Raw genomic sequence first — 11,558 nt, forward strand, 5'->3', positions numbered from 1 at the left:
AAAAGAGATTTAATATAATTGGCGCCGGACTTCCTCCCGGTTGGCTAGCCCTACCCTTTCCATGGGTTCATGGTCAGCAGATCTGCCGGTTAAAGCTGACCAGAAGGAGGAGAAAACCCCGGGTTGAGGAGGTACGTAACAAAAGTGACCTTCGGGTTTTGCCAATTCCTCGTAGTATAAGGGTACTTTTAAATACGCATTTTCACAGGTAGCAATCAGGCTGTTGAGGCCGATGGCCACTACTTTCCAGCATTTCACTTCTTCACCAATACTGTGTCGGTAATAGAAACAATCGCCGGGGGTAAGCTGGTGTGGTAATTTCATCCTGTTCATGGCTTGTAATGGTAGTAGTTTGTTTTATTTTTATTAGGTCTGAACGTTAGTTAAAAGTTAGTTTTCAAGGTGTTACTAATTATATGTATAAAATAGTGTACCAGCGCTGTTGAAATTGGAGGATTCCTTTAAAAATTTTAAATAAATTTGTTTCCTGTTGCTTTTTTTGTTTGTTACTTTTAGGTTACCTATGCTTTGAACGTCAACTAAAATCGGTTCAAAAAATCCTCTACATTCTACCATTCTATTGAAAACATTCTCAACATTATCAAATGCCTTTTTACAGGGTGGAGGAGAAATCGGTGCCTTAATCAGGCAATATAACTGGTCAGAGTCTTACGTGGGCAGCCACCTAAAAAAGCCGCAATCCTTCTTTCAGACCCTAAGCATTGTTCTTCATTCCCGGTCGCCCATGTTTCTGTGCTGGGGACCCGAATACATACTTTTTTACAATGATGCCTATCGGCCTTTTCTGGAAAGGTACGGTATTCATCCGGTAGCCCTGGGCCGCCCGGCCGGGCAGGTTTGGCCCGAAGTATGGTCGGCTATTAAACCGCTGGTTGATCAGGTACTGAGTAGCGGGGAAGGGACAAGCAACGACCACAAACTACTGCCGGTCTACAAAAACGGGCAAAGGGAGGAAAGGGTCTGGAATTTTAGCTACAACCCGGTCTACGATGAATCAGGCCGGCCGGCGGGTGTTTTGGGTACCTGTAATGAAACCCGGGTTGAAATTCAGCATTTGGGGCATGAATACGAAAGGTATAAACGAATCCTGGACAGTCTGACGGCTACCATGGCCATACTGGACCGGCAGGGCAACATCATTACCTACAATGAAGCCTGGAATACTTTCGGTAAGGAAAATGGCGCTGCCGGGGGCGAAATTGAGGAAAACTACCTGGAAATTTGCAGAACCACCCATGAAACAGAAGGACTCCAGATTGCCGAAGGTATTGAGAAAGTACTTAGTGGAGAACTGGACATTTTTAACCTCGATTACCCCCGAGGTACTTCAAAGGAGGAGCGTTGGTTCCGGGCCCGAATATCTCCATTAAATATTGGAGAAACCATTACAGAGGTAGTTATTTCTTACCAGGACATCTCCGAAAGAAAAAGAGTAGAGCAACTATCGCAGAAGGCTCTGCACGAAAAACAGAAAATCCTGGATGCCTCTCTGGATGTCATTTGTTCATTTGACGTAGATGCCCGATTTATCCAGGTAAGTAAAGCTTGCCGGGAGGTTTGGGGGTACGAACCCGAGGAATTACTGGGGATAGGGTACCTGGACCTGGTTCACCCGGATGACCACGCCAAAACCATTGCTATCGCCTCCCGAATAGGTGCCGGGGAGGAAATCCGTAATTTTGAAAACCGCTACCTACGTAAAGACGGGAGCATAGTCCCCATGGTCTGGTCGGCCCGCCAGGACATGGAGGAGGATGTTATGTACTGTATTGCCCGCGACGCCACCGAAAAAAAGGAAGCGGAACGGCAATCTGTTGCCTATACCACAAAAATCAGAAAGATACTTGAGAGTATCACCGATGGATTTTTTACACTCAATCAGGAGTGGGAGGTTATTTCCTGGAACAGAGAGGCGGAGCGTCTGCTGGGTTTTTCAAAAGAAGAAATCATTGGAAAAAATTTCTGGCAGGTTTACGAAGAGGCCCAGTTTCTGCAATTTTATACCGAATACCACCGCGCCGTAACCGACCAGGTGTCGGTTCATTTTGTGGAGTACTTACCCTCCCGCGATGCCTGGTTTGACGTAAGCGGGTATCCGACCGAAGACGGTTTATTGGTCTTTTTTAAGGATATAACCCTGCGAAAGCGGGTAGATGAACAAATAAGGATTGCCAAGGAGCGCTATGACCTGATGGCTAAAGCGACCCATGATGCCATCTGGGACTGGGATTTAAGTACCAATGAGATTCGCTGGGGTGACGGGTACCGTACCTTGTTTGGCTACGACGTAAAGGATGAAATAACCACCAGTGATTCCTGGTCGGGTCACATTCATCCGGATGATATTTCCTACGTGACAAAAGGGATCGACCGGACCCTTTTCTCACCGGAAGCCGTACAGTGGAAAGATGTATACCGGTTTATTAAAGCGGATGGTACCTACGCGACTGTACTGGACCGGGGTTTTGTGATCAGGTACCACGATGGTACCCCCCTGCGTATGATCGGGGCCATGCAGGATATTACCGTTCAGAAGGTCCGGGAGCAGGAAATGGAGCAATTGATCCGGGAACTGACCCAAACCAATTTCGACCTGCGGCAGTTTTCATTTATTACTTCGCATAACTTCCGGGCACCCTTGTGTAACTTGTTGGGCTTGCTGGACCTGATGGAAGATATTCCGATTACTGAACCGGCCCTGCAGGAAATCATGAAAGGATTTAAATCGTCAACAGTGGCACTAAATGAGACAATTAATGATTTGAATAATATTTTGATGATTAAGGAACGCCCCTCCAAAGAAAAAGAAAACATCAGGATAGGGGAGGTTTTTGAGAAAATTTACAATCAGATACTGATTCCAATCAATGAAGCGGAGGCCGAAATAGAATTTGACGACCAGGAAGTATCAATGGTCTATTTTAACCGGCCGTGTCTGGAAAGCATCTTCATGAACCTGTTGACCAATGCGATAAAATACCGTTCATTTGCCCGAAAACTAAAAGTACAAATCCACACGCAGGTAGTTGGAGATTCGGTGCTTTTACTGTTCCAGGATAACGGTATCGGACTCGATGTACAGCGTTACCAGTCCAGGCTTTTTGGCCTGTACCAGCGCTTTCACGACCGGCCCGACAGCAAGGGCCTGGGCTTGTACCTTATTAAATCGCAGATTATTACCCTGGGTGGAGAGATTGAGATCAACAGCCAGGTAGACCTGGGTACAACTTTTAAAATAACCTTTACAAATAGTTAACGAAAAAATAAGAACGCTTAGAAAGGAAAATGATTCACCAGGTTTTCTGTATCGATGACGATACGACCGCTTTACTGATCTACAAAATGGCCATTGAAAAGGCCGCGTTTGCCAGCGAAGTACTTACGGCCGCCAACGGACAACAGGCGCTGGAATACTATGCGCAATTAGCCGCCCTTCCACCGGAAGAACAAACCCGGTACCCGCGCTTGATTTTCCTTGATTTAGAAATGCCCGTGATGAGCGGCTGGGAATTTCTCCAGGATTTTTTCGAAAAATACTACGCTGCTTTTCCGGAAACCCGAGTAGTCGTTTTTTCTTCCACCATCAATCCGGATGAAATGCAGAAGGTCCGTCAGTTCTCTTTCGTTCTCGATTTTATTCCTAAGCCCCTAACCCGGGAAATCTTAAAAAAACTGTCCGAAAGACTATAAAAAAGCTCCTGTACTACCTGGTGAATATTCGTTCCTACTCTTTTTATTTGAAACAGTACCTCCGGGTTTTACCTTGGCTGCCTTCTTCACAAGTACCCGGTTATCAGCAGGGAGAAGCATAGTAGAAATAGCTTCTTTATTGACAATATTATTTCGGATAATGCTGATAAAATTGTAAAAAACCTTACTGATAAAAGCCGGAATTTGAAGTTCCGGCGCCAGGCGGCTATACCGGTAAACCTCCCCGAACCTCCTTCATTTTAGGGCTAGATTTTGGTACTAATATCCAATTGGTTTAATAAAATAAGTACCTGCTTCGTGAAAGGTTGCTTTTGTCTCAGTTACCAGCGCGTAGCCTCAAACTTCCAGTCGGGCTGTACCTTCTGCATTTCAATTTCATCGTTTCGCTCGGTCAGGCCGCAGGTCAGGTAGTTCTGGTGGAGCCGGGCCAGCGCCTCCCGGTCCAGTTCCACGCCCAGACCGGGCTCCTGCGGTACCAGCACCGCCCCTTCCTCAAAGGTGAATCGTCCTCCTTTTATAATCTCGTCCGACTGCCAGGGATAGTGCGTATCCAGGGCGTAAGGTACCTGGGGAAGGGCGGCTCCCAGGTGCACCATCGCCGCCAGAGAAATTCCCAGATGGCTATTGGAGTGCATCGACAGCTCCCGGCCAAAGGTACTGCATATTCCCGCCAGGGTCATGGAAGCCTGCAAGCCGCCCCAGAAATGATGATCACTCAGGATAATATCCTCTGAGCCCAGCTCAATACTCCGCGGAATTTCCTCGAATGAAGTGGTACACATATTGGTGGCCAGCGGAATTTTAAGGGCTTTGCGAACCATTGCCATGTTTTCCTGCCCGCGCACGGGATCTTCCAGGTACTCGAGGATAGGCTCCATTTCCTTACCGTACTGGATGGCCGTTTCTACTTTCCATAAGGCATTGGGATCCAGCCGGAGGGGTACTTCGGGACCAAAAGCGTCCCACAGGGCAAGCATGGCATCTACCTCCTGCCGCGGCTCGAAAGCCCCTCCTTTCAGCTTGATGGATTGAAAGCCAAACTCAGCACACATGGCCCGGGCCTGGGCAACGATTTCGGCTGGGTTTAGAGCGCTGGCCTGCCGGGCGGCGGCCCAGCCCTGCGCCCCGGGATCTGTTTTGTTACCTAATTCTCCGCCGGCTCCTTCAAACTTATAGAACAGGTAGGCGGCAAAAGGTACCCGGTCCCGCAGTTTTCCGCCCAGCAAATCCACCACCGGTCGGCCGGTCACTTTACCGATTATATCCAGACAGGCCACCTCGATGGCACTGAATATGTGAACCAACTTTCGCTGATCCCAGGGTTTATTTCCTCTTTGGGCAGTACTATCGGTGCCGAATCGTTCGGTCAGGGCCCTCTTTAGTTCGCCTAATTGGTACACACCCCTGCCTACCAGTAAGTCACGACAGGCCTCCAGCGCCTGATCAACCCCTTTATTACCAGGTATTTCACTTATACCCGATATATTATCTTCTGTGACCAATTCCACAATGGTACGAAGCGCATAAGGGGCGTGTACCCCGGCGGCGTTCAGTAACGGCGGATCAACTACCGCAATGGGAGTGATATGGATTTCTTTAATGCGGGGACCGGATTTGTAAGACATACTACTGAAAAAAGATTGGTGGCAGGATAAGGAAATCCGTAGAATAGAAGCAGGAAAGTACCTGCTTCTATTCTACGGACTGTTGAATTAAAAACTACTAAATTCTATGATCAGGTACTGGTCAGGCTATTTCTTCCGAGGCGGCCTGAATCAACCCTTTGATGTACCCGTAGCAAAATGAAAAGGCCTGTAAACCTGCCTCGGGATGATCGTGGTGGGGAACGTGGTCCGGCATGACCATACCCGAAAATCCTACGTCCCGCAGTGCCCTGACTACCTGCAGAAAATTCATATCTCCGTTGTCGGGATACACTTCCTGAAAGTTATTCCAGCCGCCTTTGATATTCCGGAGGTGAACGTTAAAAATCTGATTACGGTCGCCTACCCACTTGATGATTGGAAGGATCTCGGTTTTGGGATCTTTCAGTCCTTCGGCGATGGAACCGATACAGAAATTAAACCCGTGGTATTCGCTGTCGTACAGTTGGGCGAATCGCTTGATACCCGCAAAAACATCCGGACTGTTCCAGCGGGTAATGCCCCGGTACCCGACGGGTGTTGGGGGATCGGCAATGTGATTGGCCAGTTTTACCTTGTACTCCTTGGCAACCGGTAATGTCCGGTCCAGCAGGTAGGTAATCCGTTCAAACATATCATCAATGGAAACGTCTCCGGCAACGGTTTTGGGATCGTTGCGTTTGATGGCTTCCCCGTAGTTCCAGGTACTGTAGTGGGCATTTCCTCTTTTGGGATCGGTGGTCCGGCCCGTACGAAGTACCGGTAGAATGGTGGTATTGTAGTTAAGTACCTTGATACCCGTTTTGCCCGCTACCTCTATCATTTGCTGCAGGATTTCGATCTCCCGGTCCCGCTCAGGGCTTTTGCCCAGCATGATATTCGGGTACGCTACCTTATCAATACCCGCGGAGGTAAGGGGCCAGTGATAAGCATCCAGACTGATTCCGTACTTCTCGCAGTCTTCTCGTTTTTTTAAGGCATCTTCCATATCCCAGCCCTTGCCCGGAATCACTTTTGGTGCCCCGCCGTCTATATTGTAAACGCCGTGGCGGGCTTTGAACTCCAGGTTCTCTATGGTAGTTCCTCCCGACTGGCAGCCTACCTTCATAAGTACCTTTTTGGCGGGTGGCAGAGCCGGTTCCGCCTGGGCCTTTACGGAAGCGGCAACCGCTGCTCCCACCGATCCGGCCGAAATGGTTTTGATAAATCTGCTTCTTTTCATTGTTTACTTTTTTGCAAGCTCCCTTCCCCATTAGGGAGCTTTGGTCCAACTGATAGTACCCGCCTCTGGGGAAAGGACTTTATTATTCAATTAAAAGAAAAAGTGCGCTATGATCCAGTTCGCCGTGTCCCTGCGTAACCGCCGTATTCATCTGCTCGGCCACCAGGCTGGTACCTTTGAGTGGTACCTTGTACTGCTGCCCGGTTTGCAAAGCGATATTCATATCTTTTTGATGCAGTTTTATTTTAAAACCGGGTTTGAAGTTTTTGTCAATGATTCGTTTGCCGTGCAGGTCCAGAATCCGGCTCTGGGCAAATCCTCCCAAGAGTACCTCCCTCATTTTTTCCAGATCCACGCCCGCTTTCCGGGCCAGGGCGAAGGCTTCACCAACCGCCTGGATGGTCATTCCTACGATCATCTGGTTACAGGCTTTGGTGGTTTGGCCCGCACCGGGTGCCCCAATATGGACAATATTTTTACCCATGGCCCGGAACAAAGGCAGGGCCCGTTCGAAGGCCTCCGCACTACCGCCGACCATGATTGACAAGGTAGCCGCTTCGGCCCCTACCTGTCCACCCGACACGGGGGCATCCAGGGCCTCTACCTGGGTTTGCTGCAACTTCCTGTGCAGGTTAACCGCCGTGGCCGGTGCAATGGTAGACATATCTATAAATAAGGAGCCGGGCTGAATACCCTCCAGTACACCGTCGGGGCCGGTCACCACTTCTTCCACTTCGGGTGAATCGGGCAGCATGGTAATGACAATCCCGCTAGTCTGAGCCAGTTCCCGGCTGGTCGGAAACAAAAGGGCCCCGGCCCCGGCCAGTTCGTCTGCTGCTTTACTACTCGAAAGTACTGATACCGTATAGCCCGCTTTCAGCAGATGCAAAGCCATGGGCTTCCCCATGATCCCCAGGCCGATAAAACCTACATTTTCCATTTTACTACTATAAATTATACAAAAAAGTAAAGACCTTATTTTAAACTAAAGGAAAAAGGCTGGCGGCAATCACAATGACAATCAGACCTACGATTCCCATAATGGTCAGCAGTGGTGAGAACGTTTTCAAAGCTTCCTGTTCCGTGAGATTGCTCATTTTACACACAATCCAGAACCCGCTGTCGTTCATCCAGGGAATCAGTTTGGAGCCGCAGGCAATGGCCAGTCCCAGGTATAGCTGATGGTACTCGAGGTGACCAATATTACTCATGCCCGACAGGATGCCTGAGGCAGTGATCATGGCTACGGTGGCCGATCCCTGCGCCGTACGGACTACCGCCGTGATCAAAAAAGCCAAAGGGATCAGGGCCATCTGGTACCCCTGAGTCAGTTCGGCGATCCGCTCACTGATACCCGTTTGCTGAAGCATTCCCCCGAAAGCTCCCCCGGCGGCCGTAATCAGGATTATTATACCGGCGCTCATCAGGGCGGCCTGCATGGAGGTACTTACCGCCTCCCGGTCTCCTTTTTTCTGGAGTACCAGCAGCAGCAAAGCGGCCATAGCTCCCAGAATGAGGGCAATATTTTTTTCGCCAAGAAAACGGATAAAACCAACGGATTTTTGCGTGAAAACCGGCTGTGCTGCCAGTGAACCAGAGTCAAAGAAGGAATCAAGGCTGGCATCCGCACTGATAAATACCAGCGGAATAAGGATTGGCAGCAGCGAAAACCACAGGGAAGGCAGGTCCTGGTCCTGGCGGGCATTCAGGTTTTGAATATCCTCCAGTCGGGCGTCAATCGAGTCCCGGAGCGGTACCGGCCATTTCCGGTTTGCCCAGACCGCAAAAGGGTACCCGGCTGCCACCGTTACCAGACCCACCAAAGTACCACCGACCATCATCATACCGATGGGTATCTGCATTTCGCTGATCAGAAACAGAGGACCGGGTGTAGGTGGTACCAGCGAATTGGCCATGGCAGCTCCCGCTGTGATGCACAGGACCAGCAGCAGGTAGTTTTTGCCCAGGCGCAGGGTCATGGCTTTGGCCAGAGGTACCATCAGGTAAAATACAGTGTCAAAAAATACCGGTATACCCAAAAAGAAACTACCAAACAGGAAGGATAAAGGTGCCCGTGATATTCCCGTTACGTTGAGCAGCGAACGGACAATTCGTTCGGCGGCTCCGCTCTCCAGCATACTTTTACCGATGATTGATGCCATGGCTATCAAGATCCCGATTTTACCGGTCGTACTGCCAAACTCGGTGGCAATACGCTCGCCGATGCTTTTTTTAGAGAGAGCCAGAGCCGCCGCCGGAGCGGAGCCTCTCGCTAATGCAAATTGTTCAATAGCCGAGGCGGGTGTCATCAGAGCCACTACAAAAGCACCCAGCAAAAGCGCCAGAAACGGGTGTAATTTCAGACCAATGATTCCACCAACAACTATAAGAACGCCAATGAAAAGTATAAATATAGGATCGGTCATTAACGATAGGAAAAGGGTTGAAAATAAGGTAATAAGTAGCTGTTAGCTATTAGTTTATTAGCCATTAACTATTTATTTTTCTAAAAATCAGATCATTACAATTTGGTTTAATATTCGCATAATGCAAACTGATTTCGATGTAGTACTTATTTCGAATTAATGATCTAAGAGCTAACTCTTTACACTTCTGAATGAATTCAGCCGCTGGGCCATCATCCGCGCTCCTTCCGCCACAAAGGTGGCGTCGGCTCCGCAGGCAAGTAGCCGGATACCCATTTCGTGGTACTTCTGATAATCTTCCGGGTTGAAAAAGAGAATACCGGTAGCTTTTCCTGCCTTTTGGGCGGCATTCACCGTTTTTTCCAGGGCTTCCAGGAACAGCGGATGATCAAACTGTCCGAAAATCCCCAGTTCCATGGTCAGGTCGGCCGGACCGATAAACAGTACATCTACCCCTTCGATGGCGGCCACTTCATCCAGATGATGAAGTACTTCGGCCGTTTCAATCTGCACTACCCCCAGTATCGTGTCTCTAGAGCTTTCGTAGTAGCTTTGAAAACGCTGGGCAAATTGCGTGGCCCGCACCATTTTGGCCACGCCCCGGTTTCCGTGTGGCGGATAGTGCAGGCCGCTGACTACCTTCCTGGCTTCGGCGGGGGTACTTATTTTGGGACACATAATCCCCTCGGCACCCATGTCCAGCACGCGGTGAATACGCTGTCCTTCGGCACTTTCTACCCGAACTACCACGCCAACGGGAGTGTGCTCCAAGGCCTGTAGTTGGGAAAGAGCTTCTTTTTCACCACCTGCCCCATGTTCCAGGTCAATAAGTACCCAATCAAAGCCGGCTAATCCTACAATTTCGGCCGTTAACGGACTTCCCAGATTCAGCCAGCATCCGTGGAGGGTTTCGCCCTGCTGCAGGCGCTTTTTTAAGTTTTTCATCTAAATGAAAGCCCTTTTTTACCCTGTTTTACTTCTTATCCCACCACACTCTGGTATCGAGCAGGTTGGGTCCCTGACGGCTGATTGCCTGATCTACATTAGCTTTATTTACGTTCAATTCTGCATCGGTGTAGGTTAAACGTCGGATAAAAGGCTCGGTTTTCAGGTCGCTTCCCGGATAGGAATTAGGTGACAACACGGGATATCCACTTCTCCGGAAGTTGGCCCAGGTCTCCGGCCCAATCATAAAAGAAGCCACCCAGTACTGCGTATTAATTTCTTCCAGCTCTTTTCCGGGCGTTAACGGATGGGTCTGGATGTAAGCGTTGATAGCATCGCCTGAAACAGCAGTATTGGCTCCGTAGGTGGCCATCTGCATCATATGGGCACGGATGCCGTTTGTATAAAAAGTAGAGGCATTACCCGGTACCCACCCCCTGAACGCAGCCTCGGCCATCAATAACTGGGTTTGGGCATAGGTGACCAGAAAACTGGGGGCCGTCAGTCCGCCAATACGGGTACGGTCGAGCTGACTGTAATCCCACAGGCTGGCCAGTTTTTTCTCCGCCACCGCTTTCCCGATTGTTGTATTGTCAAAACCAAGGGGCGCTCCAATCTGAACCTCCGGGTTGCGGTTGGCCCGGGCCTCCACCTGCTGGGCACCGCTGGTGGCACCTACGTAGCGTACGGCAATAGAGGCCAGCCGGGGATCATTGTTCTTGCTTAAATAGTCCACGAAATCTTCTGCCAGATAAAAGAAGGCGGATTGCCCTCCGTTCAGCTGAGACCCCACGGGATTCGTAAAGCTGGCCGTATGTCTGATCACGGCATTGTCGCCGTTGGATTGCATCAGCCCACCCGCTACGGCTTTCGCTGCGTATTCAGCGGCTTTGGCAGCATTGACTTTGGACAAACGCATGGCAGCCCGCAACAATAGTGAGTACCCCAGGCGTTTCCATTTCGTAACATCCCCGTCGTACAATATATCGCTGGTGGCTTTGGGTTTGGTCGCGTCCAGGGCGGCCGAAGCAGTTTCCAGTTCTTTCAGAATATCCATGTAAACGGACTCCTGCGTATCATATACGGGTTTTACGATGCCTTCCAGGTAGGTTTTGCCCGCCTGGGTATAGGGAATATCTCCGTAGGTATCGGTCAGGACCATGAATGAGTAGGCCGTCCAGATCCGGGTCATGTTATACAGGTTGGAACGGGCCGGTACATCTTTTGTCTTTGCCAGGACATCAACCAGCACCTTGATAACCGATTGGTAGTAGGTGTTCCAGTTTCCGGCCGAAACGCCCCGGTTGTCCTGGTTAAAGTTGGCAGCCGACCCTTGTCCGCTGAACGGGGTGATCATTTGCTTTACGATGGTTGTTTCGTAGCTGAGGTTGCCATAACCCGGTGTACTGTTTAAAATGGCCGTGTTGTGCAGGTACCCCGGATCAGCGTTTGTTAAGGCGATAGGGTTCATGTTCATTTCGTCAAAGCCTTTATCACAGGAGGTCAGGCAGAAGCAGGAAATGAGCACTGCAATGATATAGTTAGATTTCTTTTTCATTTTAAGTCCGAATTAGTGGTTTGATAAAAGAG

General features: G+C 49.6%; 9 protein-coding genes. 2 read left to right on the plus strand and 7 right to left on the minus strand.

Features of this window, described 5'->3' with window-relative positions; all coding sequences use genetic code 11:
* Positions 1 to 9: 9 nt before the first annotated feature.
* Positions 10 to 324 carry a hypothetical protein gene (locus tag VGN67_RS04940; protein ID WP_327485665.1) on the minus strand — a complete coding sequence of 105 codons (315 nt, stop codon included), beginning with the start codon at positions 322 to 324 and terminating at the stop codon, positions 10 to 12.
* A 349-nt stretch (positions 325 to 673) separates the two neighbouring features.
* On the opposite strand from VGN67_RS04940, the gene VGN67_RS04945 reads away from it, so the two are divergent.
* Positions 674 to 3,277, plus strand: coding sequence for a PAS domain S-box protein (locus VGN67_RS04945; RefSeq protein WP_327485666.1), 2,604 nt, complete (start codon positions 674 to 676; stop codon positions 3,275 to 3,277).
* A gap of 29 nt (positions 3,278 to 3,306) precedes the next feature.
* A complete protein-coding gene (locus tag VGN67_RS04950; RefSeq protein WP_327485667.1) occupies positions 3,307 to 3,711 on the plus strand; it encodes a response regulator in 405 nt (134 codons plus the stop codon).
* A 341-nt stretch (positions 3,712 to 4,052) separates the two neighbouring features.
* Here the strand turns inward: VGN67_RS04950 and VGN67_RS04955 are convergent, their stop codons facing one another.
* From VGN67_RS04955 to VGN67_RS04980, 6 genes are all read right to left on the minus strand, one after another.
* Positions 4,053 to 5,357, minus strand: a complete 1,305-nt coding sequence (locus VGN67_RS04955; RefSeq protein ID WP_327485668.1) for an enolase C-terminal domain-like protein — start codon at positions 5,355 to 5,357, stop codon at positions 4,053 to 4,055.
* Positions 5,358 to 5,478: 121 nt separating this feature from the next.
* Positions 5,479 to 6,597, minus strand: coding sequence for a mannonate dehydratase (locus VGN67_RS04960; protein ID WP_327485669.1), 1,119 nt, complete (start codon positions 6,595 to 6,597; stop codon positions 5,479 to 5,481).
* 82 nt (positions 6,598 to 6,679) lie between these two features.
* Positions 6,680 to 7,537: a 2-hydroxy-3-oxopropionate reductase gene (locus tag VGN67_RS04965; protein ID WP_327485670.1), complete on the minus strand. Its 858-nt coding sequence runs from the start codon at positions 7,535 to 7,537 to the stop codon at positions 6,680 to 6,682.
* Positions 7,538 to 7,577: 40 nt separating this feature from the next.
* Positions 7,578 to 9,023, minus strand: a complete 1,446-nt coding sequence (locus VGN67_RS04970; RefSeq protein ID WP_327485671.1) for a GntP family permease — start codon at positions 9,021 to 9,023, stop codon at positions 7,578 to 7,580.
* 171 nt (positions 9,024 to 9,194) lie between these two features.
* Positions 9,195 to 9,968, minus strand: coding sequence for an HpcH/HpaI aldolase family protein (locus VGN67_RS04975; protein ID WP_327485672.1), 774 nt, complete (start codon positions 9,966 to 9,968; stop codon positions 9,195 to 9,197).
* 28 nt (positions 9,969 to 9,996) lie between these two features.
* A complete protein-coding gene (locus VGN67_RS04980) occupies positions 9,997 to 11,526 on the minus strand; it encodes a SusD/RagB family nutrient-binding outer membrane lipoprotein (RefSeq protein ID WP_327485673.1) in 1,530 nt (509 codons plus the stop codon).
* Positions 11,527 to 11,558: the final 32 nt, after the last annotated feature.

It is taken from the genome of Telluribacter sp., assembly GCF_035998675.1.
In the GTDB taxonomy this organism is placed as follows: domain Bacteria; phylum Bacteroidota; class Bacteroidia; order Cytophagales; family Spirosomataceae; genus Telluribacter.

What these genes read in the sequence shown, in the direction of transcription:
- VGN67_RS04940 (WP_327485665.1), bottom strand. Translation starts at nt 324, where the DNA reads ATGAAATTACCACACCAGCTTACCCCCGGCGATTGTTTCTATTACCGA.
- VGN67_RS04950 (WP_327485667.1), top strand. Translation starts at nt 3,307, where the DNA reads ATGATTCACCAGGTTTTCTGTATCGATGACGATACGACCGCTTTACTG.
- VGN67_RS04955 (WP_327485668.1), bottom strand. Translation starts at nt 5,357, where the DNA reads ATGTCTTACAAATCCGGTCCCCGCATTAAAGAAATCCATATCACTCCC.
- VGN67_RS04960 (WP_327485669.1), bottom strand. Translation starts at nt 6,597, where the DNA reads ATGAAAAGAAGCAGATTTATCAAAACCATTTCGGCCGGATCGGTGGGA.
- VGN67_RS04965 (WP_327485670.1), bottom strand. Translation starts at nt 7,537, where the DNA reads ATGGAAAATGTAGGTTTTATCGGCCTGGGGATCATGGGGAAGCCCATG.
- VGN67_RS04970 (WP_327485671.1), bottom strand. Translation starts at nt 9,023, where the DNA reads ATGACCGATCCTATATTTATACTTTTCATTGGCGTTCTTATAGTTGTT.
- VGN67_RS04975 (WP_327485672.1), bottom strand. Translation starts at nt 9,968, where the DNA reads ATGAAAAACTTAAAAAAGCGCCTGCAGCAGGGCGAAACCCTCCACGGA.
- VGN67_RS04980 (WP_327485673.1), bottom strand. Translation starts at nt 11,526, where the DNA reads ATGAAAAAGAAATCTAACTATATCATTGCAGTGCTCATTTCCTGCTTC.